This is a genomic window from Streptomyces axinellae (assembly GCF_039532135.1).
Classification (GTDB): Bacteria; Actinomycetota; Actinomycetes; order Streptomycetales; family Streptomycetaceae; genus Streptomyces; species Streptomyces axinellae.
The window spans coordinates 71501-97138 of record NZ_BAAARJ010000011.1; the positions used below are offsets into that span (position 1 = coordinate 71501).

Annotated in this window: 21 protein-coding genes and 1 pseudogene; 12 read left to right on the forward strand and 10 right to left on the reverse strand. The window is 72.7% G+C overall.

Annotated elements, in window-relative coordinates; all coding sequences use genetic code 11:
- Window positions 1-27: 27 nt before the first annotated feature.
- From ABD339_RS17750 to hutU, 3 genes are all read right to left on the reverse strand, one after another.
- Window positions 28-1386: a formimidoylglutamate deiminase gene (locus ABD339_RS17750; protein WP_344567162.1), complete on the reverse strand. Its 1359-nt coding sequence runs from the start codon at window positions 1384-1386 to the stop codon at window positions 28-30.
- Complete coding sequence (locus ABD339_RS17755; protein WP_425576023.1) at window positions 1383-2561, reverse strand: allantoate amidohydrolase; 1179 nt, start codon at window positions 2559-2561, stop codon at window positions 1383-1385. Before ABD339_RS17755 ends, ABD339_RS17750 begins: the two co-directional genes overlap by 4 nt.
- Window positions 2562-2623: 62 nt before the next feature.
- Window positions 2624-4351, reverse strand: coding sequence for a urocanate hydratase (hutU, locus tag ABD339_RS17760; protein ID WP_344567166.1), 1728 nt, complete (start codon window positions 4349-4351; stop codon window positions 2624-2626).
- A gap of 167 nt (window positions 4352-4518) precedes the next feature.
- Between hutU and ABD339_RS17765 the strand changes: the two genes are divergently transcribed.
- From ABD339_RS17765 to ABD339_RS17795, 7 genes and pseudogenes are all read left to right on the forward strand, one after another.
- Complete coding sequence (locus ABD339_RS17765; protein ID WP_344567167.1) at window positions 4519-5946, forward strand: type III PLP-dependent enzyme domain-containing protein; 1428 nt, start codon at window positions 4519-4521, stop codon at window positions 5944-5946.
- A 181-nt stretch (window positions 5947-6127) separates the two neighbouring features.
- Window positions 6128-6841, forward strand: a complete 714-nt coding sequence (locus ABD339_RS17770; RefSeq protein ID WP_344567168.1) for a type 1 glutamine amidotransferase domain-containing protein — start codon at window positions 6128-6130, stop codon at window positions 6839-6841.
- A 266-nt stretch (window positions 6842-7107) separates the two neighbouring features.
- A pseudogene (locus ABD339_RS17775) lies at window positions 7108-7572 on the forward strand (aldo/keto reductase); the annotation flags it as partial.
- A 215-nt stretch (window positions 7573-7787) separates the two neighbouring features.
- Window positions 7788-9173 carry an ABC transporter substrate-binding protein gene (locus ABD339_RS17780; RefSeq protein WP_344567170.1) on the forward strand — a complete coding sequence of 462 codons (1386 nt, stop codon included), beginning with the start codon at window positions 7788-7790 and terminating at the stop codon, window positions 9171-9173.
- Window positions 9170-10279 carry a carbohydrate ABC transporter permease gene (locus ABD339_RS17785; protein WP_344567172.1) on the forward strand — a complete coding sequence of 370 codons (1110 nt, stop codon included), beginning with the start codon at window positions 9170-9172 and terminating at the stop codon, window positions 10277-10279. The genes ABD339_RS17780 and ABD339_RS17785 overlap by 4 nt, the downstream gene beginning before the upstream one ends.
- Window positions 10276-11124, forward strand: a complete 849-nt coding sequence (locus ABD339_RS17790) for a carbohydrate ABC transporter permease (RefSeq protein WP_344567174.1) — start codon at window positions 10276-10278, stop codon at window positions 11122-11124. The genes ABD339_RS17785 and ABD339_RS17790 overlap by 4 nt, the downstream gene beginning before the upstream one ends.
- Window positions 11125-11361: 237 nt before the next feature.
- Complete coding sequence (locus ABD339_RS17795) at window positions 11362-12030, forward strand: TIGR03086 family metal-binding protein (RefSeq protein ID WP_344567176.1); 669 nt, start codon at window positions 11362-11364, stop codon at window positions 12028-12030.
- 104 nt (window positions 12031-12134) lie between these two features.
- Here the strand turns inward: ABD339_RS17795 and ABD339_RS17800 are convergent, their stop codons facing one another.
- The 5 genes from ABD339_RS17800 to ABD339_RS17820 form a co-directional block, all read right to left on the reverse strand.
- Complete coding sequence (locus ABD339_RS17800; RefSeq protein ID WP_344567178.1) at window positions 12135-12977, reverse strand: MurR/RpiR family transcriptional regulator; 843 nt, start codon at window positions 12975-12977, stop codon at window positions 12135-12137.
- A gap of 111 nt (window positions 12978-13088) precedes the next feature.
- Entirely contained in the window at window positions 13089-14417 is a 1329-nt protein-coding gene (locus ABD339_RS17805; RefSeq protein ID WP_344567180.1) for a Gfo/Idh/MocA family protein, read from the reverse strand.
- Between the two features lie 6 nt (window positions 14418-14423).
- Window positions 14424-15266, reverse strand: coding sequence for a carbohydrate ABC transporter permease (locus tag ABD339_RS17810; RefSeq protein ID WP_344567182.1), 843 nt, complete (start codon window positions 15264-15266; stop codon window positions 14424-14426).
- Complete coding sequence (locus ABD339_RS17815; protein ID WP_344567184.1) at window positions 15259-16311, reverse strand: carbohydrate ABC transporter permease; 1053 nt, start codon at window positions 16309-16311, stop codon at window positions 15259-15261. Before ABD339_RS17815 ends, ABD339_RS17810 begins: the two co-directional genes overlap by 8 nt.
- On the reverse strand, window positions 16311-17624 hold the full coding sequence (locus ABD339_RS17820; RefSeq protein ID WP_344567186.1) for an ABC transporter substrate-binding protein: 1314 nt from the start codon (window positions 17622-17624) through the stop codon (window positions 16311-16313). Before ABD339_RS17820 ends, ABD339_RS17815 begins: the two co-directional genes overlap by 1 nt.
- Window positions 17625-18076: 452 nt before the next feature.
- On the opposite strand from ABD339_RS17820, the gene ABD339_RS17825 reads away from it, so the two are divergent.
- A complete protein-coding gene (locus ABD339_RS17825) occupies window positions 18077-18496 on the forward strand; it encodes a hypothetical protein (protein WP_344567188.1) in 420 nt (139 codons plus the stop codon).
- 448 nt (window positions 18497-18944) lie between these two features.
- Here ABD339_RS17825 and ABD339_RS17830 read toward each other — a convergent pair whose 3' ends face one another.
- Window positions 18945-20333 (reverse strand): cystathionine beta-synthase, encoded by a 1389-nt coding sequence (locus ABD339_RS17830; RefSeq protein WP_344567190.1) that lies wholly within the window; start codon window positions 20331-20333, stop codon window positions 18945-18947.
- A gap of 411 nt (window positions 20334-20744) precedes the next feature.
- Here ABD339_RS17830 and ABD339_RS17835 point away from each other — a divergent pair, with 411 nt between their 5' ends.
- The 3 genes from ABD339_RS17835 (at window position 20745) to ABD339_RS17845 (ending at window position 24889) form a co-directional block, all read left to right on the forward strand.
- On the forward strand, window positions 20745-21947 hold the full coding sequence (locus ABD339_RS17835) for an SGNH/GDSL hydrolase family protein (RefSeq protein WP_344567192.1): 1203 nt from the start codon (window positions 20745-20747) through the stop codon (window positions 21945-21947).
- Between the two features lie 255 nt (window positions 21948-22202).
- On the forward strand, window positions 22203-23423 hold the full coding sequence (locus ABD339_RS17840) for an acetyl-CoA C-acetyltransferase (protein ID WP_344567194.1): 1221 nt from the start codon (window positions 22203-22205) through the stop codon (window positions 23421-23423).
- A gap of 272 nt (window positions 23424-23695) precedes the next feature.
- Entirely contained in the window at window positions 23696-24889 is a 1194-nt protein-coding gene (locus ABD339_RS17845) for a hypothetical protein (protein ID WP_344567196.1), read from the forward strand.
- Window positions 24890-24937: 48 nt separating this feature from the next.
- On the opposite strand, the gene ABD339_RS17850 is transcribed toward ABD339_RS17845, so the two are convergent.
- Window positions 24938-25270 carry a hypothetical protein gene (locus tag ABD339_RS17850; protein WP_344567198.1) on the reverse strand — a complete coding sequence of 111 codons (333 nt, stop codon included), beginning with the start codon at window positions 25268-25270 and terminating at the stop codon, window positions 24938-24940.
- 97 nt (window positions 25271-25367) lie between these two features.
- Between ABD339_RS17850 and ABD339_RS17855 the strand changes: the two genes are divergently transcribed.
- Window positions 25368-25595 carry a DUF4287 domain-containing protein gene (locus ABD339_RS17855; RefSeq protein WP_344567200.1) on the forward strand — a complete coding sequence of 76 codons (228 nt, stop codon included), beginning with the start codon at window positions 25368-25370 and terminating at the stop codon, window positions 25593-25595.
- The last annotated feature ends 43 nt before the right edge of the window (window positions 25596-25638 follow it).

A 25638-nucleotide genomic window follows, 5' to 3' on the forward strand; every position in this document is an offset into this window, starting at 1 on the left:
GATGCGTCCTCGGTGGCTGCTGCGTCCTCAGTGGCTGCGGAGGGCGGCGATGGCGTCGGTCAGGGCTGCCGGTACCGAGTCGATCGACTGGTGCGCGCCGTCCCGTACCACGTGACGGCCGCCCACCACCGTGTGCCGGACATCCGCCGCGCTCGCCGCGAAGACCGCCGTCTCTCCGGCGAGCCTGCGGACCGGGCCGGCTGTCCGGACGGAATCGAGCGCGACGGTCGTGAAGTCGGCCAGCATGCCCGTCTCCAGGCGGCCCGCCTCGGGCCAGCCCAGGGCGTGGTGGCCGTGCTCGGTCGCCGACCGCAGCAACTGGTCCGCCGTCCAGTGGCCGCGCGTACGGCTGCGGAGGCGCTCGTCGAGTTCCATGGCGCGGGCCTCCTCGAACAGGTCGATGACGGCGTGGCTGTCGCTGCCCAGCGACAGTGCGGCGCCCGCGTGGTCGAGGGCCGGGGCCGGGCCGATACCGTCGGCCAGGTCGCGTTCGGTGGTGGGGCACATGCACACCCCGGTGCCGGAGGTGCCGATGCGGCGGATGTCGTCGTCGGTGAGGTGGGTGGCGTGTACGGCGGTGGTGCGTGGCCCGAGTACGCCGTGCTCGGCCAGCAGCCCGGTCGGCGTCAGCCCGTGTACGTGGGCGCAGGCGTCGTTCTCGGCCGTCTGTTCGGACAGATGGACGTGCAGCGGCGCGCCCCGTTCCTCCGACCACGCGGCGATGGTGCCCAACTCGGCCGCCGGGACGGCCCGTACGGAGTGGACGGCGGCGCCGACTCGTACGTGCCATCCCTCGGGCCGGAACGCGGAGACCCGGTCGGCCCACGCCCCGGCGCTGCCGTCGGAGAAGCGCAGCTGCTTGTGGCCGGGGGGCTCGCCCCGGCCGCGCCTGCCGAGCCCGGCGGCCAGGTAGGCGGTGTCCAGGAGCGTGATGCGGATGCCCGCCTCGGCGGCGGCGGCCACCAGCGCGTGGCTCATCGCGTTGGGGTCGGCGTAGCGCTCGCCGCCGGGCGCGTGGTGCAGGTAGTGGAACTCGCCCACGCAGGTGATCCCGGCCAGCGCCATCTCCGCGTACACGGCCCGCGCCAGCGCGAAATAGCTGTCGGGGGTCAGCTGGGCCGCCGTCTGGTACATGGTGTCGCGCCAGGTCCAGAAGGTGCCGGAGCCGATCTGGACGGTGCCGCGCAGGGCGCGGTGGAAGGCGTGCGAGTGCGCGTTGGCCAGCCCGGGAAGGGTGAGGCCGCGCAGCGGGACGGCGCCGGGTGGCGGGGTGCCGAGGCCGGTGCGGACCGCGCCGAGCCGCCCCTCGGGGGTCGTCTCCAGGGCGACGCCCGGCTCGGCGGTCCCGTTGAGCCAGGCGGTTTCGCACCAGTACGTCGTCGTCACAGGAGACCTTCCAGTACGTCGGCGAGCGCGGCGACACCCGCCGCGCAGTCGTCCTCCCCGGCTGACTCGGCGGGTGAGTGCGAGATGCCGGTGGGGTTGCGGACGTACAGCATGGCCGTGGGGACCGAAGCGGACAAAATACCCGCGTCGTGTCCCGCGCCCGTGGGCAGCACGGGCGCTCCGCCCAGGCGGGCGGCCAGCGTGTCGCGCAGCGCGTGGTCGAACTCGACCAGCGGCGTCGCCGACTCCCGGGTGACCCGCACCCCCACCCCGTCCCGGCCGCCCCGCTCGGCGGCGGCGCGCTCGATCTCGGCGACGACACCGGCCAGGGTCTCCTCGTCCGGGGCGCGCGAGTCGAGCCAGCCGCTGACCAGCGACGGGATCGCGTTGACGCCGTTCGGCTCGACGGCGACCTTGCCGAAGGTGGCCAGCGCACCGGCCAGCCGGGCCTTCTTGCGAGCCGCGAGCACCGTGTTGGCGTAGGTGAGCATCGGGTCGTGGCGGTCCTCCAGGCGGGTGGTGCCCGCGTGGTTGGCCTCGCCGTGGAAGTCGAAGCGCCAGCGGCCGTGCGGCCAGATCGCGGAGGCGACCCCCACCGGGTGCGGTGTGCCGGCCAGTGCGCGGCCCTGCTCGATGTGCAGTTCGACGAACGCGCCGATACGGGAGAGCCGTTCGGGGTCGGCGCCGAGCGCGGCCGGGTCGTGGCCCGCGGCCTCCATCGCCTGCGGCAGCGCGATCCCGTCCGCGTCGCGCAGCGCGTGGGCCGCCTCGCGGGTGAGGGTCCCGGAGGCCAGCCGGGATCCCACGCACGCGACGCCGAAGCGGGCCCCCTCCTCGTCGGCGAAGTTGACGATGGCGAACGGGCGGGTGAAGCCGGTGCCTCTGGCGCGGAGTTCGTCGTAGGCGGCGAACGCGGAGAGGACGCCGAGGGGGCCGTCGTAGGCGCCGCCGTCCGGGACGGAGTCCAGGTGGGAGCCCGTCACCAGGGCGTTTCCGGCGGCGGGGTCACCGTGCCAGGCCCACTGGTTGCCGTTGCGGTCCACCTCTACGGCCAGGCCCCGGGCCCGCGCCTGTTCCGCGAACCACGCGCGGCACTCGGCGTCGGCCGGCGTCCACGCGTAGCGGCGGTAGCCGCCGCCGCTGTGCCTGCCCAGGGGGTGCAGGTCCTTCCACATGCTGTGGAACGACGGCGCCGCGCCGGGCGGGGGCGGCGTATCTCCGCGGTGGGAGTCCTGGCTCATCGGTCGCCCTCCCGCAGGGGGCGGTCGTCCTCCCGCATCGGCACGCGGACCCCGCGCTCGGCCGCGACCGCCTCCGCCTCCTCGTAGCCGGCGTCGACGTGGCGGATGACGCCCATGCCGGGGTCGTTGGTCAGCACGCGGCGCAGCTTCTCGCCCGCCAGCGCCGTCCCGTCCGCGACCGTGACCTGGCCGGCGTGCAGGGAGCGGCCCATGCCGACGCCGCCGCCGTGGTGGAGGGAGACCCAGGTGGCGCCGGAGGCCACGTTGATCATGGCGTTCAGCATGGGCCAGTCCGCGATGGCATCCGATCCGTCCCGCATGGCCTCCGTCTCGCGGTACGGGGAGGCCACCGAGCCGCAGTCGAGGTGGTCGCGGCCGAGCACGAGCGGGGCCTGGATCTCGCCCGAGGCGACCATGTCGTTGAAGCGCTCGCCGGCCGCCGCCCGCTCCCCGTAGCCGAGCCAGCAGATCCGCGCGGGCAGCCCCTGGTAGTGCACGCGTTCGCCCGCGAGGCGCAGCCAGCGGGCGAGGGACTCGTTCTCGGGGAAGAGGTCGAGGAGGGCGCGGTCGGTGGCCGCGATGTCCTTGGGGTCGCCGGAGAGCGCCGCCCAGCGGAAGGGGCCCTTGCCCTCGCAGAAGAGGGGGCGGATGTAGGCGGGCACGAAGCCGGGGAAGTCGAAGGCGCGGGTGTATCCGGCGAGTTGGGCCTCGCCCCGGATGGAGTTGCCGTAGTCGAAGACCTCGGCGCCCGCGTCCTGGAAGCCGACCATCGCTTCGACGTGGGCGGCCATCGACTCGCGGGCCCGCCGCGTGAAGTCGGCGGGCTTCTCGGCGGCGAGGGCCGCCATGTCGGCGAAGTCGAGGCCGGCGGGCAGGTAGGCGAGGGGGTCGTGGGCCGAGGTCTGGTCGGTGACGATGTCGATGGGCGCGCCCTCGGCGAGCATGCGCGGCAGCACCTCGGCGGCGTTGCCGAGCAGGCCGATGGAGAGGGGGCGGCGGGCGTCCCGGGCCTCGACGGCGAGGCGCAGCGCCTCGGCCAGGCTGTCGGCGCGTACGTCGAGGTAGCCGTGCTCGATACGGCGTTCGATGCGCGAGGGGTCGCACTCGACGACGATCGCGACGCCGTCGTTCATGGTGACGGCGAGCGGCTGGGCGCCTCCCATGCCGCCGAGCCCGGCGGTGAGGGTGATCGTCCCGGCGAGGGTCCCGGCGCTGTGCCCCTTCTTGGCGGCGAGCTTGGCGGCGACGGCGGCGAAGGTCTCGTAGGTGCCCTGGAGGATGCCCTGGGTGCCGATGTAGATCCACGAACCGGCCGTCATCTGGCCGTACATGGTCAGCCCGAGCTGCTCCAGGCGCCGGAACTCCTCCCAGTTGGCCCAGTCGCCGACCAGGTTGGAGTTGGCGATCAGCACGCGCGGCGCCCACTCGTGGGTGGTCATCACGCCGACGGGGCGGCCGGACTGGACGAGCATCGTCTCGTCGCCGCGCAGCGTGCGCAGGGTGCGGATCATCGCGTCGAAGGAGTTCCAGTCGCGGGCCGCCTTGCCCGTGCCGCCGTAGACGACGAGCTTGTCGGGGTGCTCGGCGACCTCCGGGTCCAGGTTGTTCTGGAGCATCCGCAACGCGGCTTCCTGCTGCCATCCGAGCGCGCTCAGTTCGCTGCCGCGCGGGGCCCGCACGGGGCGGGGCCCTCGGGACGCTCGGGGTTCTGCGGTGCCGGCCATGGGCGTAACTCCCTCGACTGGTGACGGTGGCGTGCTGCCGGTCCTCGCTCGGACGGCCGGGCGGGGCGCGGCGCACCCCGTGTAGCACAATTATTCAACCAGCTTATTCACTGAATAACTTTAGTCAACAGGTGCCCGCTCCCGGACTGCCGTGTTTGGCTGGCCCCATGAGCGCCGACCCCTTGAACCAGCCCGCCTCGGCCCCGGCCGCCCCGTCACCGAGCGACCCCGCCCGCCGCCGCGACCTCGCCGTACGCGCCGCCGTCGGGCGCGGGCTGCTGGCCGACGACCACACGCCGGTCGTGGGCCTGCTGGACGTCACCGCCGTACGCGAGTCGGCCCGCGCGCTGCACGCCGCCTTCCGAGAGGTGGCGGCACCGGACCAGCCCGTGCTGCACACCTTCGCCGTCAAAGCCTCCTCGCTGGTGCCGGTGCTGCGGCTGCTCGCCGACGAAGGGCTGGGCTGCGAGGTGGCCAGCCCCGGCGAACTCGCGCTCGCCCGCGCCGCCGGGGTGGACGCGGCGCACACCGTCCTGGACTCCCCCGCCAAGACCCGCACCGAACTGCGCGAGGCCCTCGCCGCGGGCATCGCGCTCAACGCGGACAACCCGCGGGAACTGGCCCGCCTCGACGCGCTGCTGGCCGGGGACGGGAGCGGCGGTGGCGGCCGGAACGGGGGCAGCGGGGCCGAGGGCGCCGGGGGCGCCGCGCTCGGGCTGCGGATCAACCCCCAGGTCGGCGGCGGCGCCATCGGCGCCATGAGCACGGCGACCGCCACCTCCAAATTCGGCTTCCCGCTGCGCGACCCGGGCGCGCGCGAGTGGCTGACCGAGGCGTTCCGCGCCCGCCCCTGGCTCACCCGGCTGCACGCGCACGTCGGCTCCCAGGGCATCCCGCTGGAGCTGATGGCACGCGGCGTCGCCACCGTGTACGAGCTGGCCGAGGAGATCAACGCGGCGGTGGGCAGGCGTCAGATCGACACCCTCGACCTGGGCGGCGGCCTCCCCGTCAACTTCGACTCCGACCAGAGCGCGCCCACCTTCGCCGCCTACGCGCGGCTGCTGGCCGAGACGGTGCCGGGCCTCTTCTCCGGCGCGTACGGCCTGGTCACCGAGTTCGGCCGGGCGCTGCTGGCCAAGGCGGGCACGGTGGTGGCGCGCGTGGAGTACGCCAAGAGCGCGGGCGGACGGCGGATCGCCGTCACCCACGCCGGGGCCCAGCTCGCGGTGCGCACCGTCTTCGCCCCCGACGCCTGGCCCCTGCGCGTCGCCGCCTACGACGCGCAGGGCCGCCCCAAGACGGCCCCGCCCGTGATACAGGACGTGGCGGGCCCCTGCTGCTTCGCGGGCGACCTCGTCGCCCGCGAGCGCCCCCTTCCCCCACTGGACGAGGACGACCACGCGGCCCTCCTGGACACCGGCGCCTACTACTACTCCACCCCGTTCGGCTACAACTCCCTCCCCCGGCCCGGCATTTACGGCTACACCGTCGGCGGGGACGAAACGGTCGCCCTCGCCACGGTCCGCGCGCCGCAGACGCTGGAGTCGGTGGTGGCCGAATCCGGCGCCGCACAGCGCGACGCGCTGCGCGACTGAGGCACCGCGGGGGGCCGACGCGCCGCGGGCGGGCGGGCCGACGGGCGTGAGCGGGCGGCGTGCGGGGACACGGGAGGGCGGCCCCGTTCGGACACGCGGCGCGTTGACGTCCTGCGTACGGTTGGTCGGCGTGTGACCCTGCGGGATGACGGAACAAGCCCCCGACGCTCCGGAGTACGACATGTCGCAGATCCTTTTCGTGATGACTGGCGCCGGCCACTGGACACTCGCCGACGGCACCCAGCACCCCACCGGCTTCTGGGCGGACGAGGCGCTCGCGCCGTACGAGGTGTTCAAGGCGGCGGGCCACCAGGTCTCCGTGGCCACGCCCGGCGGCGTCATCCCCGCCGCCGACCAGGCCAGCCTCACCGCCGACGCCAACGGCGGCCAGGAGAACGCGGACCGCATCGCCGCCGGACTGGAGTCCTTCACCGAGCTGCGCGAGCCCTTCGGCATCGAGGACGTGCGGCTCGACGCGTCAGGCGGCCCCGCCGGTTTCGAAGCCGTCTTCTATCCCGGCGGCCACGGTCCCATGGAGGACCTGGCCGAGGACACCGACTCGGGCACGCTGCTGGTGCGGACGCTCGCCTCGGGCAAGCCGCTCGGACTGGTGTGCCACGCGCCGGCCGCGCTGCTGGCCGCCCACGCCCAGGAAGGCGGCAACGCCTTCACCGGATACCGGCTGACCGGGTTCACCAACGCCGAGGAGCGCCAGGCGGGCCTGGCCGACAAGGCGAAGTGGCTGCTCCAGGACCGCCTCGTCGAGGTCGGCACCGACTTCCAGGAGGGCGAGCCGTGGGCCCCGCACGTGGTCGTGGACCGCAACCTGGTCACCGGCCAGAACCCGGCCTCCGCGGGCCCGGTCGCCGAGCAGCTCCTCAAGCAGCTGCCCTGACCCGGTGCGGCGTCGCGCTCACCGGCGCCCGTTCGTCTGCGCAGGTCCGACGGGGCAGCGAGCCACGAGGCAGCGGTCAGCGAGTCGGCGGTCCGCGAGGCCGTGCCGGGGGCCTCGGCGGGAATGCGGACCCGCAGCCGGGAAGACACGCCCGTCCGGGAGCGTTCATGACACCGGGGAGCCTCAGCTCTCCCTTTTTCCCGTACGACTCAACCCTTCTCGGTCGTCTCGAACGCCCCCACCAGCCCGGTCCCGGACCGGCCGACCTCGTCCGCGCCGATCCGCAGGTACCGCTCGCCGACCAGTTCGGCGAGCCGGTGCTGCTCCAGCAGGAGGGCGAGATCCGCCACATCGGCCTGTCCGAGGTCACCGTCGAGCAGGTGAAGCAGGCCAGGAAGCCGGCGGAGACCGTCTCCGTGCAGAACCTCTACAACCTCACCAACCGGGGCGCGGAGGACGTGCTGGAGTACGCGGAGCGGGAGAACCTCGCGTTCATCCCGTGGTTCCCGATCGCCACCGGCGAGCCGGCACGCCCGGGCGGCCCGCCGGACGCCCCGGCCAGGGAACACAGCGCCTCCCCCTCCCAGCTCGCGCTCGCCTGGCTGCTGCGCCGGTCACCGGTGATGCTGCCGATCCCCGACACCTCGCGGGTGGCGCACCCGGAGGAGAACACCGAGGCCGCGCGGATCACGCTGGGCGACGAGGAGTTCCAGGCGCCGGCCGACGCGGTCTGGACCCGGCGCGGTCCGGGCCGCGCACCGCCTGAGTCCCGCGCGGTCCGGGCAGCCGTCGGCCCGCGTCCCCGCCCGTGCGCCGGGTATCGACAACCGGCGCACGGGCGACTAATGAGCGGGCTATGGATCACACTCCGGCCTCCCGCCGCCCCCGCACGGCCGTCCTCACGACCACCTCCGCGTCCGTCACCACGTCGGGACCCGCATCCCTCGTGGCGTCCTTCCTCGCGTCCGCTGTGGCGCTCCTCCTCGCCGGGTGCGGCGTGCCGGGGGCCGGCGGCGGCGGGGGTCCGGCGCGGGAGCTGACCGGCGGCCGGATCACCGCACCGGTCACCCCGGCGGACGTCGCGGCGCACGGCAGGACGGAGCTGCGGCTACTCGCGGACTCCGGCGAACGGGGGTTCCTCAAGCGGCTGGTGGCCCGGTACGAGGAGAAGTACCCGAACGTCAGCGTCCGGGTGGAGACCAAGACGTTCGCCGACTTCTCCAAGACCATCGTGAACACGATGTCCGGCGCCCACCCGCCGGACCTCATCCAGGGCAACCAGGGCTACGGGATCGACGGCCCCCTCGTACAGAGCGGACTGCTGCGCCCCCTGGACGATGTGGCGCACGCCTACGGCTGGGACCTCGACCTGCCCCCCGGCGCCACCGCCCAACTGCGCTGGACCCAGGACGGCGCGATCTACGGCTCCGGCAACCTCTACGGCATCGGCCAGAGCAATGAGTACGTCGGCGTCTTCTACAACAGGAAGAAGCTCGACACCATAGGCGAGCACGGCATCGACCCGCCCCGCACCTGGGCGGACTTCACCCGGGCCCTGAAGCAGGCCAAGGCATCCGGGCAACAGCCCCTCATGCTCGGCAACTCCGAGCAGTATCCGGCCGAACAGCTCCTGGGCACCATCCAGGCGCAGACGGCCCCGGTCGGCGAGAGCCGCGCCTGGATCAACGGCGTCCCCGGCACCACGTTCGCCACCCGGGGCAACCGCGAGGCCGCCCGGACGCTGCGCGACTGGGCCGCGAAGGGCTACCTCGGCTCGGGCTACAACGGCATCAGCTCGGACGACGCGGTCACCAAGTTCCTCGGCGGCAAGGGCGTCTTCCTCGTCGCCGGCTCCTGGAACGCCCCGGCCATCGGCAAGGAACTCGGCCCGGACGCGGGCTTCGACATCCCACGCACCGCCGACGGACGCACCGTCGCGGCGGGCGCGCTCGGACTGCCCTGGCACATCTCGGCGAAGACCGACAACACCGACGCCGCCGTCGCCTTCCTCGGCATGATGCAGAGCAGGACCGGCGCCCAGGCCATGGCCGACGCCGGCCGCCTCCCGGTGCTCACCGAAGGCGTCACGATGCCCGACGCACTCGCCCGGCAGCAGGCCGCGACCGGCAGGCGGCTGCTGGACGACGACGGGCAGACCTTCTACTTCGACTGGGCCAGCAACTCCATGCTGGCCACTATCGGTTCGGCCACCCAGGACCTGCTGACCGGCCGCCTGAGTGTGGACGCCTACCTGAGAAAGGTGCAGGCCGACCGGGAATCCTTCCGCGCCGACCAGGAGAAGAAGGCCCGCCGGTCAGGACCCCGCCCATGAGGCCCGGCCCGGGGAAGCTCCTGGGGGCCGCGTCCGGGACGGCCAACGGACACGCGACGGCCCGGGGCGGGGACGGCCGTAGCGGGAGCGACCGTAGCGGGGAGGGCCGTAGCCGGGAGGGCCGGGTGCGGGTCTGGGCCCGGCGCCAGTACTGGCCCGCGTACCTGTACCTGCTGCCCGGCGCCGCGTTCTACATCCTGTTCGTGCTGCGCCCGCTGTTCACCACCGCGTGGATCTCCCTGTTCGACTGGGACGGGCTCACCCTCGGCACCTGGGCGGGCCCGGACAACTACACGGCGCTGCTGGGCGACCCGGCGCTGCGCTCCGCGCTGCTGCACTCGCTGGTCTTCCTCGTCTTCTACGCGCTGCTACCGGTCGCCGCCGGCCTGCTGCTGACGGGGCTGATGGTCCGTATCCGCATCCGTGGCCTGGCCGTCTTCCGCTCGCTGCTGTTCATCCCGCAGGTGCTCTCCACCGTCGTCATCGCCGTGTCCTGGCGCTGGATCTACGACACGGACGGCCCGGTCAACGGGCTGCTGCGCGCCCTCGGCCTGGACGGGTGGGCCCGCTCCTGGCTGGGCGACTACGGGACGGCGCTGCCCTCGGTCGGACTGATCGGCTCGTGGATCATGTACGGGCTGTGCATGGTGCTGTTCCTGACCGGCGCGCTGAAGGTCCCCCGCGAACTGTTCGAGGCCGCGCGGCTGGACGGGGCGGGGCCGGTGCGGGAGTTCTTCACCGTGATCCTGCCCGCGCTGCGCGGCGAGGCCGGCATCGCGCTGGTGCTCACCGTGACCCAGGCGCTGCGCAACTTCGACATCGTCTGGAACACCACCACCGGCGGCCCCGGCACCAGCACCACCGTGCCCAGTGTCTTCCTGTACCAGGGCGCGTTCGTCACCCGCCAGGTCGGCAGCGCCGCCGCCATCGGCATCGCACTGACCGCGCTGACGCTGCTCGTCTGCGGCACGATCCTGCGCGTGCTGCGCGAGCGGGACGCCCGAGGCGAGCGGGGCGACCGGGGTGGCCACCGGGGCAACCGGAATGGCCGGGGCGGGAACCGTCGGGGCGGGAATCGTCGGGGCGGGAAGGAGGGGATCTCATGAAGGGAGGGGGTCTCATGAACGGCGGACGGCGCGAGTCCGTCATCAGCCACGCGCTGCTGGTCATCGCCTCGCTCGTGGCGCTGTACCCGTTCGCGCAGATCCTGTTGGTGGCGCTGCACGAGCCGGGTGCGCGGGTGACCGGTTTCTCGGTTCCCTCCTCGCTCCACTTCGAGAACTTCGCCACGGCCTGGCAGCGGGGACTCTTCTCCAGCGCCCTGCTCTCCAGTCTGCTGGTGGCCGGGAGCGTGGTGGTGCTGACGCTGCTCGTCGCGGTGCCGGCCGGGTACGCGTTCGCGGTCTTCACGTTCCCGCTCAAAGGCCCCCTGCTGGGCATCCTGCTGATCGGGCTCGTACTGCCGTACGAGGCGACGGTGATCCCGCTCTACTACCAGATGCGGGCATGGGGCCTCCTGGACACCTACTGGGCGCTGATCCTGCCCCAGGTGGGCCTCTCCCTGGCACTGGGCACCTTCTGGATGCGCACCTTCTTCGCGGGCGTGCCCGGTTCGCTGCGCGAGGCGGCGGAGATCGACGGCGCGACGCGCCTCCAGACGCTCCGCAAGATCATGCTGCCGCTCGCCGTCCCGGCCCTGGGCGCCCTGGCGGCGCTGCTGTTCCTCTACGCCTGGAACGAGTTCCTGCTCGCACTCGTCCTCGTGCCCGACAACCCGGACGTGCGCACCGCGCCGCTCGCGCTCTCCTTCTTCACCAGCGACCGCCGCAACAGCGATCCCGGCGTCACCTCGGCCGCCGCCGTGCTCGTCGCGCTGCCCGTCCTCGCCGGCTACGTCCTGCTCCAGCGGACGTTCATCAGCGGGATGCTCGGCGGCGCGGTCAAGGAGTGAGCGGACGGGCGCGGGCGCCGGGCGATCGCGGTCCGGGCGATCACGGTCCGGGCGATCAGGACCTGGGTGAGCGGCACGGTGCGGGGCGGGGCGAGCGGCACGATGGGGGGCGAGCGGCACGGTGCCGGGTGATCGCCACGCCGGAGTTCGCGCCCTGGGCGATGAGTTTTCGTACCGTTCCCGGTCCCCACCCCGAGCGGCCCGGCCACCGGGCCTGTGGCCGGGAGGAGTGCCGCCATGGCGGAGCCGAAGCGTCCAAGGGAGACAGGAACTGCCCGCGCCGGATACCTCGGCGAGGCCGCCGCACTGCTGGAGCGCTCGGTCGGCTACGCGCTGGGCGCGGCCCGGTCCGTCACTCCGACCCTTCTCGGCCGCCCCACCCCGTGCGCGGCATGGGACCTGGGCCGGCTGCTGGCCCATATGGACGACTCCCTCGCGGCGCTGTACGAGGGCATCACCGAGGGAGCCGTCGCCCTCCGGCCACGGGCAGACCCGTACGACGAGCGAGCCCCGACTCAGGGGTCGGGTTCCCGGTCGGGTGCCGGGTCCGACCCGGCGGCCCTCTTCCGGCGGCGGGCGGTCCGGCTGCTGGGGGCCTGGGCGGCGGCAGGCACCGGCCACCGGCCGACCAGCATCGCCGGCTCCCCGCTGACGGCGGAGGCGCTGGCGCTGACCGGCGCGGTGGAACTGGCCGTACACGGCTGGGACATCACCCGGGCCACAGGAGAGCACGACCGGCCGCTCCCGGCGGCACTGTCCGCCGCACTCCTCCCGGTCGCACACCAGTTGGTCCCGCACGAGGCGGCGGCCCGCGCCCCGCTGTTCGCCCCCGTGATCCCGCTCCCGCCGGGAGCACCCCCGGCTGCCCGGCTGCTCGCGTTTCTGGGCCGCGCCCCCGAGAAATGACCGCGCCCCCAAGGGATGAGCGCACCCCGGAGGGATGAGCGCGCCCCCGAGCGGTGACGGCGGAGACCGGAGGGGGCGACGCCCGGACAGCCGGCTTCCCGCTCTCACTCCGCGAAGAGCCCCCGCTCCCGGGCGCGCGTGTCGAAGTCCTCCAGCCGGGCCTGCGCGTCGGGCAGCCCGTCGCACATGGCCTCCAGCAGCATCCGGCCCAAAAGCATCGGGGCGCAGGCGGTGTCGAAGGAGAGGCCGGTGCCGACGGCGGCGGGGAGCAGGACATCGTCCGGGTGTGCGACCGGCGCGAACACGCCGTCCGCGACCGTGACGACGGACAGTCCCGCGGCGCGCGCGTGCGCGAGGGCCTCGACGGTCTCGCGGGGGTGACGGGGCAGCGCGAAGCACAACAACGCGCGGGCCCCGGCCCGTACGCAGGCGTCGAGGCGATCGACGAGCATGGAGCCACCCTCGGTCAGCAGCCGCACGTCGGGGTGGACCTTGGCGGCGAAGTACGCGAATCCGCCCGCCTGCGCGGCGGCGGCCCGCAGCCCGAGCATGGGCAGCGGGCGGGAGGCCGCCAGCAGCGCTCCGGCCCGCTCGACCGGCGCGGGGTCGCTGAGCAGCGCGGAGAGCCGGCGCAGATTCTCGATCTCGGCGTACACCGCCTGCTGGTATTCGTTGCCGTCCGCGCCCTCGGCGCCGTCCCCCGCCTCGCCGTCCGGGAGCGCGGTCTCGCGCAGGTGGCGGCGGAGTGCGGGGTAGCCGTCGAAGCCGAGGGCGACGGCGAACCGGGTGACCGAGGGCTGGCTCACGCCCGCGAGTTCGGCCAGCTCCACGCTGGAGAGGAAGGGGGCGTCGGCGGCGCGGCGCACCATGCAGTGCGCGATACGGCGCTGGGTCGGCGTCAGCCGGTGCCCCTCGAAGAGTTGCAGCAGCCGCCCGTCCGCACCCATCCCGCCCCTCTCATTCAGCCCGCTCCTCCCTTGCATAACTCTATGCAGACAGCGGTCCGGCGGGCAAGACGCTGCGGCGCCCCGCGCCGCCCCGGCAGTGCGAGGCGGACTTCAGCCCTGGCCGCCCCCGGAGCTCTGGCCACCCTCCGCGCCCTGCCCGGCCCCCGAGCCCTGGCCGCCCGCGAACCAGTCGGCCAGCTCGGGGGCGACCCGGGTGACCGTGACCGGGCGGCCGTCCGCGCGCAGCGACTCCGTCGCGGCGACACCCGCGGCCACCGCCTCACGGGCCGCCACCGGGCTGGTGTCGGTCGCGCCCCCGGAGCGGACGAACCGCAGGAACTCGGCCACCAGCATCGGATCGGAGCCGCCGTGCCCTCCCTCGCCGGGGGAGGGCATCGGCACCACGAGGTCGGCGTCCGGGCGGTAGTCGCCGCGCCGCTTCCACACCCGCACCTCGGCGGTCTCGCCGTGGTCGCCGAAGTTCTCCAGCCGTCCCTCGTTGCCGATGACCGTGTAGTTGCGCCAGTAGTCCGGCGTGTAGTGGCACTGCTGGTAGCTGGCGTGGATGCCGCCCTCCAGCCGCATGACCATCATCGACAGGTCCTCGACATCGACGACCGGGTTGAGGCCGGTGTTCGACAGCGGCGGCCAGTTGTTCTCCGGGTCGTACCAGTCGGGCATCACCGCGCCGGGGGCCTGGCCCGAGCGGTCGGCGATGTCGCCGTAGACCGTGAGGCCGCCGAGCGCGGTGACGCGCTCGGTGTACGCGCCCGCGAGCCAGTGGATGACGTCCAGATCGTGGGCGCCCTTCTGGAGGAGCAGCCCTGTGGTGTTGCGGCGGTCGGCGTGCCAGTCCTTGAAGTAGAAGTCCCCGCCGTGGCCCACGAAGTGGCGGCACCAGATGGCCTTGACCTCGCCGATCTCGCCCCGCTGGATCAGCTCGCGCATGGTGCGCACCACCGGCATGTGGCGCATGTTGTGGCCCACGTACAGCCGCGCGCCGCCCGCCCGCGCGGCCTCCAGGACGCGGTCGCAGCCCTCGGTGGTGACGGCGAGTGGCTTCTCGACGAAGACGGCGACGCCCGCCTCCAGCAGCTCGACGGCCAGCTCCTCGTGGGTGTGGTCGGGGGTGATGACGAAGACCGCGTCCAGCTCCTCGGCGGCCAGCATCTCCCGGTGGCCGGAGTAGAGGTGTACGTCGTCGCCGAACCACTCGCGGGCCCGCTCGAACATTCCCGGCGCGGTGTCGGCGGCGGCGACCACCGCCGAGCCCTCGCCCGGGTGGTGGGCCTCCTGTGCGAGGTAGGCGCGCAGGCCGAGCCCGATGACGCCCAGCCGCAGGTCACGGACCGGCGCCTGGCCGCCGGCCGGGGCGGTGGAGGCCGGAGAAGGTGAGGTGGGTGAGCCGGGTGAGGTCGAGGCGAGGGAGGTGTCGGTCATAGGTGCTCAGCCCTTCATGCCGGAGAAAGCGATGCCCTGGATGAACTGCCGCTGCATGGCGACGAAGACGATGATCACGGGGAGGGTGGCCAGCAGCGAGCCCGCCATCAGCACCGGATACTCGGTCAGATGGGCGCCCTGGAGCGAGGCCAGCCCGGCCGACAGCGGCATCTTGGCCGGGTCGGTGTTGACGATCAGCGGCCACATCAGGTCGTTCCAGGACCACAGGAACGTGAGGATGCCCAGCGCCAGCAGCCCGGGCCGGGCCAACGGCAGGGCTATTCGCCAGAAGACGGTGAAGGGGTTGGCGCCGTCCAGCCGCGCCGCCTCCTCCAGTTCTTCGGGCAGCCCCATGAAGAACTGCCGCAGCAAGAACGTCCCGAAGGCGGAGAACATCCCCGGCACCACCAGCGCCTGCATCGAATCCAGCCAGCCGAGGTCCTGCATGATCTGGTACTGCGGCAGCAGGAAGAGCTGGCTGGGCACCATCAGCACGGCCAGGAACCCGAGGAAGATCGCCCCGCGCCCGGGAAAGCGGATGCGCGCGAACGCGTACGCGGCCATCGAGCACAGCAGCAGCTGCGCCGCGGTGCGCAGCAGCGTCATCACCACGGTGTTCACGAACTGCTGCCCGAAAGGGATCGCCTCGAACACCTTCGAGTAGTTCGACCAGTCCCAGTGCTGCGGCCAGATCGTCGGCGGGACGCGGACCGATTCGCCGAAAGTCTTGAAGGAGGTCAGCACCTCCCACAGCAGCGGGAAGACGGTGACCACCGCGCCGATGCACAGCACCACATGCGCGGGCCACATCCGGCCCTCGCGACCCTTGTGTCCCGTCGCGTCAGCCATAGTGGACCCACCTCTTCTGCAAGCGGAACTGGATGGCGGTCAGCGCCATGATCAGGAAGAACAGCACACACACGATCGCCGCGCCGTAGCTGCGCTGGTTGTCGAAGAACGCCTTCTGGAAGAAGAGCATCACGACGGTCTGTCCCTCGCCGTAGGCCGGATTCATCAGCGCGCCCTCGGTGTTGGCGCCCAGGATGAGGTAGACGAGGTCGAAGACCTGGAGCGACTGGATCACCGAGAGCACGGTGGTGAAGAACAGCGTCGGGCTCAGCAGCGGCAGCGTCAGCGAGAAGAACTGGCGCACGCGGCCCGCGCCGTCCAGCGACGACGCCTCGTAGAGGTCCTGCGGGATGCCCTGCAATCCGGCCAGCAGCAGGATCATGTTGTAGCCGACGGTCATCCACACGCCGATGACGGCTATCGCGAAGCGGACGGTGGACGGGTCGGAGACCCAGTACGTCCCGTCGATGCCGATCGCGTCCAACGCCTGGTTGACGATGCCGACATCGCCGTTGTAGAGCCAGCGCCACACCACCGCGACGGCGGCCGGCATGGTGACGACGGGGAGGAAGTAGAGCGTGCGGTAGACGCCGCTGCCTCGCATCCCCTTCAAGTTGAGCAGCACCGCCAGCACCATGGAGACCGGGATACCGAGCAGCACCAGTCCGGTGTAGATGCCGGAGTTGCCCAGCGCCTGCCAGAACTCGGGGTCCTGGACGAGCGTGCGGTAGTTGGACAGCCCGATCCAGCTCGTCCCGCCGAAGGGGCCCCACTCGGTGAAGCTGTAGTACAGGGTCTGCACCACCGGCCACAGGTAGAACACCGCCAGGCCCAGTCCGGCCGGGGCGATCAGCGCGTAGCCCCACCACTTGTCGCGGTGCTGGAAGCGGCGCTCGCGCTTGCGCAGCGCGCGCTCCCCGGTCCCGGGCCCGCTGTCGGCTCCGGAGCCGCTGTCGGACCCGGCACCGGCCGCTGGTCCGCCTGGCCGGGCAGACCGGGCGGACGGCCGGCCCGGGATCTTCGCGGCGTTCACTTCGAGGCTCATCAGGACCGGGCCTTCCCTTCCTGGGCCAGCAGCTGGTTCATGGCGTCGGTCAGGGTGCGCGTGACGCTGGTGAGGCTCTCGTCACCGCTCCAGGCGCGGGCCAGCATCCGCTGCTCCTTGTGCGCCCAGGCGGCCGTGTTGGCGGAGGTCGGATACGGCACCGCGTAGTCGAGCGCGTCCAGATGGACCTTGAGGTCGAACTTCGGCATGGACTCGGTCCACGGCTCCTGGGTGCCGTTGCGGGCCGGGATGGCGGTGCCGTACTTCGCCTGGATGAGCGACGCCTGCTTTCCCGCCATGAACCGGACGAACTCGCGGGCCAGTTCAGGGTGCGGGGTCTTGGCGTACACCACGTTGCCGAGCCCGTGGATGATGCTGGCGCGGCGGTGGCCCTTGGCCAGCGGGGCCACATCGACCTTGGCACGAAGCTCCCGGTCGGCCCAGAAGGTGGGCGCCTTGTACGACGCCTCCTGGATCATGGCGATGGTGCCCGACTGGAACATCTGGGTGGCTTCGGTGTCGGTCATCTGCTGGAGCGTGGGGGATGCCCGGTAGCGGTGGATCATGTCCACCCACAGCTTCAGCCCCTCCCGCGTGCGCGGGTCCGAGTATCCGGAGTGCTTGCCGTCCTTGGAGAGCACATAGCCGCCGGCCTGGGCGATGGAGTTGTAGTAGTTCTCCTGGTTCCACTCCGGCGCCGCCATGCCGTAGACGCCGCGCCTGCGGTCGGTGAGCCGCTGCGCGTTGGCGATCAGGTCCTGCCAGGTCCAGGTGTCGTCCGGATAATCGACCTTGGCGCGGTCGAAGATCTCCTTGTTGAACCACAGCGCGACCGTGTCGAAGTCCTTGGGGACGCCGTACTGGGTGCCCTTCCATCTGTAGAGGGAGATCAGGTCGGGCGGGAAGTCGCCGGGGCGCACGACGGCATCCGGGCCCTCGGTCTCCAGCGGGAGGAGCTGCCCGGCGGCGGCGTAGAGGCCGAGGTTGGGCCCGTTCATCCAGAAGACGTCGGGGGCCGCGCCGCCGGTGCAGGCGGTGCGCAGCTTTGTCCAGTACGTCCCGTTGGGGGTGAGCTGCACATCGACGCTCACCCCCGGCCGGGTCCGCTCGAACTCCTTGGCGGCCCGCTTCATGGCGGGCACTTGGTAGACGTCCCAGACGCCATAGGTGAGCCGCCCGCGCCGGGACCCGCCGGAGGGCGACGCGGAAGAGGGGGCGGAGGGGGCCGATGGCGCGGAGGAACCGCAGCCGGCCGCGAGCGGGGTCGCTGCCAGCGCCGACGCGGCGGCCGTGAGGAGAGAACGTCTGCGCACGCTGAGCCTTCCTTCCTGGTAGGAGCGGAGCCACGGCGTCACCGCGGCGGCACGGGCAGGCCGCGCCGAGCCGCGGTGAGGTCGCGGCGCGTTCCGTACGGGACGCGCCTCTCAGCCGGGATGCCCGGACGCTATTTGCTCAAAGTTGACGGGTCAATGCCTTCTTGAATCATCTTCACGCACTCACGGCCCTCCCGGGCCCCTCCGAGACGCCCCCCGGCGCGCGTTACCGGAACGGCCCGGGAGCCCAACCCCGCCCCCGTACACGGCGATTGAAGAGATACCGGAACCGGAAGCACCCACTCCGGACGGCTCGGCCCCGCGGGGGAGCCGGTGGAAAACCGGTGAGAAAACTGGTGGGAAACCCGACGGAGGAGGTTCGGGAACCTCCGGGACATTTCAGGGGGCTAGCCCCACTGCCGACCCCGCCTCGGCGCCGTAACGTGGCGAGCATGAGCGGTCCCGACCCTGAGCTGAAGAAGGAACTCGACGCGACCCTGCAAACGCGCAGGGAGCTGGGTCCCGAGTACGAGAGCGAGCTGATCGACTCCTTCATGGAGAAGGTCGAGCAGCGGCTGGACAGCGTCGTCGACAAGCGCGTGCGCCGTCAGATGGCCGAGCAGCAGATGGTGGTGGCCCGCGGCAGCACCCGCCCCCAGCAGGCACAGCCGCACCTGTACCCCGACGGCCTCGGCGCCCGCCTCGGCCTGGCGGTCGCCTCTCTGGTGCTGGCCATCCCGCTGTCGGCCATCGCGGTGGTCAACGCCGGGCTGATCGGCCTGATCTCCTGCTGGGCCGGCATCGTCGCGGTCAACGGCCTCCAGGCCAGCCGCGCCTGGTTCTCCCGCGAGACCGGCGCGGACCGCCACTGAGCGCCGGGGCGCCGCCCCGCGCCCCGCGCCCCGCGTCCCCGCGCGAAGTCAGCGAAAGAGGGGGACCGCCGCACCCCCGCGCAAGGCGCAAAGGGGCGGGACGACGGCGGTCCCCCACCAGGCACGCGCGCGGTCAGGCCCTGCCGCCGCGTGTGGGGACGCCGCCGGTCCGGGAGCCGCTCCGGAGGCCCGTGGCGCCCACACCCCCACTGTGGCCCCCGGTTGTTAACCCCGGTTTTCCAGCCCATGACACCCGGCAACCAGTTCCCGAACACCGGCCGCTCCCCCGGCCGGAAGCGGCCCCGAACTCCGCACAGGCCCCGCACCCACGGCCCCTCACCCCGCAGACACCCCGCCCCCCACAGGCCCTTCACCCCACGCGGGCCCCGTCACCCCACGCGGGCCCCGCACGCCGCGCCGGGCACCGCCCCCGGTGGCGCCGGCAACGTCACCGCACCTCGTTCGCCAGGAACGCGAGCAGGTCCTGCCTGCTGACCACCCCCGCCGGCTTGCCCTCGGCCAGCACGATCGCCGCGTCGGCGCCCTCCAGTACGGCCATCAGGTCGGCGACCGTCTCGCCCGAGCCGACGTGCGGGAGCGGGGCGCTCATGTGCTTGTCCAGGGCGTCGCCCAGCGAGGCCCGCTGCGCGAACAGCGCGTCCAGCAGTTCCCGTTCGACGACGGAGCCGATGACCTCGGCCGCCATCACATCCGGGTGACCGGCGCCCCGCTTGACTACGGGCATCTGCGAGACGCCGTATTCACGCAGCACGTCGATGGCGTCGCCGACCGTCTCCTCCGGGTGCATGTGGACCAGCGACGGCATCGGGCCCTCCTTGAAGCGCAGCACCTCGCCGACGCGGGAGACGGCGGTGCCGCCCTCCTCCAGGAAGCCGTAGTCGTTCATCCACTCGTCGTTGAAGATCTTGCTGAGGTAGCCGCGCCCGCTGTCGGGCAGCAGGACGACCATCACGTCCTCGGGGCCGAGCCGCTTGGCCACCTCCAGCGCGCCCGCGACGGCCATGCCGCACGAGCCGCCGACCAGCAGGCCCTCCTCCTTGGCCAGGCGGCGCGTCATCTGGAAGGAGTCCTTGTCGGAGACGGCCACGATCTCGTCGGTGATGGTGCGGTCGTAGGCGTCGGGCCAGAAGTCCTCTCCGACGCCCTCGACGAGGTAGGGGCGGCCGGAGCCGCCGGAGTAGACGGAGCCTTCCGGGTCGGCGCCGATGACCTGTACGGCGCCGCCGCTGACCTCTTTCAGGTAGCGGCCGGTGCCGCTGATGGTGCCGCCGGTGCCGATGCCCGCCACGAAGTGCGTGATGCGGCCTTCGGTCTGCTTCCACAGCTCGGGGCCGGTCGTCTCGTAGTGGGAGCGGGGGTTGTGGGGATTGCTGTACTGGTCCGGCTTCCAGGCACCCGGCGTTTCGCGGACGAGCCGGTCCGAAACGTTGTAGTAAGAGTCGGGATGTTCGGGATCGACCGCCGTCGGGCACACCACGACCTCGGCGCCGTAGGCGCGCAGCACGTTGATCTTGTCCATGGAGACCTTGTCGGGGCAGACGAAGAGGCAGCGGTAGCCCTTCTGCTGCGCCACGATGGCCAGGCCGACGCCGGTGTTCCCGGAAGTGGGCTCCACGATCACACCGCCGGGCCGCAGCTGGCCGGACTCCTCGGCGGCCTCGATCATCCGCAGCGCGATCCGGTCCTTCACCGAACCGCCCGGGTTGAAGTACTCGACCTTGGCAAGGACGGTGGCCTGGATGCCGTCCGTGACACTGTTCAGCTTGAGCAGCGGGGTGTTGCCGACAAGCTCGATCATCGACTCGTGATACTGCACCGTGGTCTCCGCGCGTAGTCGTGGGGCCGCGTGGTTGCGGGCCCATGCCGACACCATATGGGGCAACACGCGCACGCAGGGGGCGCGTTGCACACAGGGTCCGGCGGGGCAACACAGTGATGAGGGCGCGGGTACGGCGCACAGAGGCAGTTGAGCGCCACCGGCGGCGCTCAACACCCGCCGCATCCGCGGCCCGTGGCACTCGCGGTCCCGCGCGGCGCGGACCGCGGGATCCGCGGCCCCTGGCCCTCACGTTCCGTAACGAGACGAGCTTCACTGTCCGTAGCGCCAACTCCTCATCAGCCAGCACCGACCCGCACCAGCCGGCACCAGTCCACACCCGGCCGACAACCAGCCCGCACCAGCCCTGACCATCCGAAGCAAGAATTCGCAGGAGGCGGAGACAGCACAATGCCGATGTCGAAGGCGTCGAGTGCCAGAGTGGCCCGGCGGATCGCGACCGCAGCCGCCTATGGGGGCGGTGGGATCAGCCTGCTCGGCGGGGCGCTGATCGGACTGCTCTTCACGGAGATCCAGCTCGCCAAACGCAAGGTCGGCGGCTCGGACGACGAACCACCCCAGGCCGACGGCAGCTACGGCACCGCCTTCGGCCGGCTGTATCCGGGACGGCCGCTGCGGCTGGCCTTCCTCGGCGACTCGACCGCGGCGGGCCAGGGCGTCCGCCAGCCGCGTCAGACCCCGGGAGCGCTGCTGGCCTCCGCGCTGGCCGCGGTCGCCGAACGCCCGGTGGAGCTGCGCAATGTCGCCCTCTCCGGGGCGCAGTCGGACGATCTGGAGCGCCAGGTCACGCTGCTGCTGAGCGAGCGGGAACTGTCCGAGTCGCCCGACGTGTGCGTCATCATGGTCGGCGCCAACGACGTCACCCACCGGACGCCGCCCGCGCGCTCGGTGCGCTATCTGTCCGACGCGGTGGCGCGGCTGCGCACGGCGGGCTGCGAGGTGGTGGTGGGCACCTGCCCCGACCTGGGCAGCGTCGAGCCCGTGGGGCAGCCGCTGCGCTGGATCGCGCGGCGGCTGAGTCGTCAACTGGCCGCGGCACAGACCATCGCGGTCGTCGAGGAGGGCGGCCGTACGGTCTCGCTGGGCGACCTGCTGGGGCCCGAGTTCGCCGCGCACCCGCGCGAGTTGTTCGGACCCGACAACTACCACCCTTCGGCCGAGGGGTACGCGACGGCGGCGATGGCCGTACTGCCCACCCTGTGCGCGGCGCTGGGTCTGTGGCCGACCGAGGACGAGCGGCCCGACTCGCGGCGGCGCGAGGGCATCTTGCCGGTGGCCAGGGCCGCTGCCGAGGCGGCGGCCGAGGGCGGTACGGAGGTCGCGGGGATGCGCGGCCCGTGGGCCCTGCTCAAGCACCGCCGCCGCAGGCGGCTGCCGCCCCCCGAGGAAACGGGCCCCGAGACGGCGCCGGAGGCGGGCCGCGGGCCGGGCTCCGGACCGGCGGCGGGCTCCGGGCCGGGAAGGGGACCCGGAACCGGAAGGGGACCCGGAACCGGAAGGGACTCCGAGTCGGAGGCAGCGGCCTCCTCACGCGCCGCCCGGCCCGCGCTCGGCGGGGGCCGGAACCGGGGAGGCGGCCAGGCGAGCGCCTGAGCCGACGCCTGGACGAGCACCCGGGCGGACGCCTGGGCGAGCACCCGGGCGGACGCCTGGACGAGCACTGGGGCGAGCGCCTGAGCGAACCCCGGAAGCAGCCAAGCAAGCGCTTAGAAGAGGTCCGCATCACATGCTCCACACCGTGACCCGTCCGCTACGGGCGGGTAGCTTCCGCAGCAGGCCGCGCTTCCGCACCCCGGCGGCGCTTCCGCAGCGTAGACAAGCGACAGACCCCCTCTCCCAGGAGCCGTGATGCCCGAAGCAGTGATCGTCTCTGCCGCCCGCTCCCCCATCGGCCGCGCCGTGAAGGGCTCACTCAAGGACGTCCGCCCCGACGACCTCACGGCCGGCATCATCCAGGCGGCCCTCGACAAGGTGCCGCAGCTGGACCCGGCCCAGATCGACGACCTCATGCTGGGCTGCGGCCTCCCCGGCGGCGAACAAGGGCACAACCTCGGCCGGGTCGTCGCCGTCCAGATGGGCATGGACCACCTGCCGGGCTGCACCGTCACCCGCTACTGCTCCTCCTCGCTGCAGACCTCCCGCATGGCGCTGCACGCCATCAAGGCGGGCGAGGGCGACGTGTTCATCTCGGCCGGCGTCGAGACGGTCTCCCGCCAGGTCAACGGCTCCTCCGACGGCATGTCCGGCACCCACAACCCGCTCTTCGCCGACGCCGAGGCCCGCACCGCGGCCCGCGCCGAGCGGGGAGGAGAGGACTGGCACGACCCGCGCCAGGACGGCGCGGTCCCGGACGTCTACATCGCCATGGGCCAGACCGCCGAGAACCTCGCGCGCCACAAGGGCATCACCCGCCGCGAGATGGACGAGTTCGGCGTGCGCTCCCAGAACCTCGCGGAGAAGGCCCTCGCGGACGGCTTCTGGGAGCGCGAGATCACCCCGGTCACCACCCCCGACGGCACGCTCGTCACCAAGGACGACGGGCCGCGGCCCGGCGTCACCCTGGAGGGCGTCGAGGGCCTCAAGCCGGTCTTCCGGCCCGATGGCCGCGTCACGGCGGGCAACTGCTGCGCGCTCAACGACGGTGCGGCGGCACTGGTCATCATGTCCGACACCAAGGCCCGCGAACTGGGCCTGACCCCGCTGGCGCGGATCGTCTCCACCGGGCTCTCGGCGCTCTCCCCCGAGATCATGGGCCACGGCCCCGTGGAGGCCAGCAAGCAGGCGCTGGCCCGGGCGGGCATGACGATCGGCGACATCGATCTGGTCGAGATCAACGAGGCGTTCGCGGCCCAGGTGATCCCCTCCTACCAGGACCTGGGCATCGACTTGGACAAGCTCAACGTCAACGGCGGCGCCATCGCCGTCGGCCACCCCTTCGGCATGACCGGCGCACGCATCACCACCACGCTGATCAACTCCCTCCAGTGGCACGACAAGCAGTTCGCGCTGGAGACCATGTGCGTGGGCGGCGGCCAGGGCATGGCGATGGTCCTCGAACGCCTCAGCTGAGCACGCGCACCGGCGCGAGCCGGGGCCCCAGCATGCGGAAGCGGCCGGAGAGCGTCCCGAGAACGGCGATACAACAGCGAGACCGAAGCGCCCCCAGGATGTGATATACGCCCCGGGGGCGCTTCGTTCGCACAGGTCAGGGCGGTACGGTACCTCAACGCTCAACCTTCCCTCTGTCCAATTCCGAACGTTTTGCACTACGGTCGGAGAGGTTTTCGCGCAACGCTGTTGTAGGAATTCAGGGGGATCGAAACGGAACCGGGAGTACGTCAGTGAGCGCCATATCCCTCATCCTGCTGGGCACAGCGGCCACGGCCGCCGTGCTGGGCGGTGCCGCACTGCACACCGCACGCGGGCTGCGCGGCCAGCTGACCGCGCTGCGCGCCCAGCTCGACGCCCAGCACGACATCCAGTGCGGCGAAGCCGCACAGCGCCGCGCCGACGCCGAACGGCCCGCGACACGGCTCGCGGCACAGTCCGCCGCGACGGCCGCCGGATCCCGCGCAGCCGCCACACCCGCCGCCGCGGCCGGTGCCGTGCCGCACGCCCGCGAGGGCGACGGCCCCGTCACCGCCGCGGAGATCCGCACCGCCGTCGCCGAGGCGCTCGCCGACGAACGCGAGCGGGAACTGGCCGAGGCCCGCGCCTTCTGGGCCGCCCAGGAAGCGCGCGAGGGCGAGCCGGAGAGCGGCTCGCTGCTGGCCGGGCACGGCACCGAGTACGAGGTGGCACCCGGCGTGCTCGCCGACCACCTCGACGCCCTCTTGGACCTCGACCACGGGGCGGACGCCGGAGAGATCTTCATCCCCCGCCAGAACGGCCCCGAGCGCGGCGAGTACGCCCCGGCCGACGAAAGCGGACCGGAGAGCGAGGGGGCCCCCGAGCCCCCCGGGGCCTCTGGGACCTCTAGGACCTCTGGGGCCGAGGCACTGCCCGGGACGGGGTCACCGGCTGAGACAGAGCCGCTGCCCGGGACAGGGGCCCTCCCCGAAGCAGGGCCGCTCCCCGAGGCGGGGGCGCTGCCCGAGGCCGGGACCGGCGCGCCGCGTGCCGAGCCGCCCGATCTGGCCGCCGCGCGCCGCCGCCACCCCTCGCACCCGGACTACAACCTCAGCGGCGAGCCCGTCATCCCCTCCCCCGCGCCGTCCACGGCACCCACCGTCGCCGACCACGAGCGCACGGTCGAGCGGCTGGCCGAACTGGCGCTCGCCCGTACCCCGCTGGCCGACGTGCGCCCCGGACCGCTGGGCACGCTGGATGTGTACGTCTTCGAGGACGGCACGACGGTCTGCCTCTCCCCCGGCCACCGCGCCACCAGCGAAGCACTCGGCGAGGCGCTGCGCCGGGGCCGGCCGCCCGTGCTGATGGGCGGCTCCGGCATCGCCGGCTCCTTCGCCCTCACCTTCGGCTTCCCCAACGGCGATACGGCCTACCTCCTGGCCGACCGCGTCATCGCCTCGCTGTAACCGCCCGGCCCCCCGCTCCGCCGCGCGCGGCTCAACCCCGTACGCCGCTCAGCCCACGCGAGCCGCCGCCGACCGCACCTCGCGCAGGGCCCACTCCAGCGCGGCGGGGGCCGAGTCGGGGTCCTCTGCCAGTGCCTGGGCCATGTCGTGCCCCGCGACGGACACTTGGTCGCCGACAGCGAAGACGCCCGCGTCGGGCATCGTCCGGGGCTCCATCGCGGCGCCGAATTCCAGCCGTTGAGCGCGCTTCGAAAGCGACCGGGCGAGGGCGAGCCCTTCTTGGGCCGCACCCCGCCGCAAGGTGCTCTGCGGCAGCGCACGGAGCCGGTCGGCGAGCTGGTCCACGGCGGCGATCAGCGGAGTCGTATCAACGGAGGGCACATCGTCAGCCTATGCGCCGTCACCGGACTGTTGCCAACAACCCAAGGCTCAGGCAACGTGGCGTCAAGGACTCACTAAGAAGCGTCCGGAGGCGCCGATGTCCCAAATCTTCTCCGAAGAGACCCACCGGAACCTGCTCTCGCGCATCCCGCACTGCACCGGTCGTGAAGTCTCCGACTGGCTCCGCACGGTCGATGAAGGCCCTTCCCTCTTCCGCTTCGAGGAGAAGGTGAGCTGGCTGCGGGGCGAACACAACCTCGCCTACGGCCACGCCAAAGCGATCATCCACGAACATGACCTGCGGCGCGCCGCGCGCCACTACTAGCCCACCGCTGCTCCGACCCCCGACCCCCCGATCCCCGCACGAA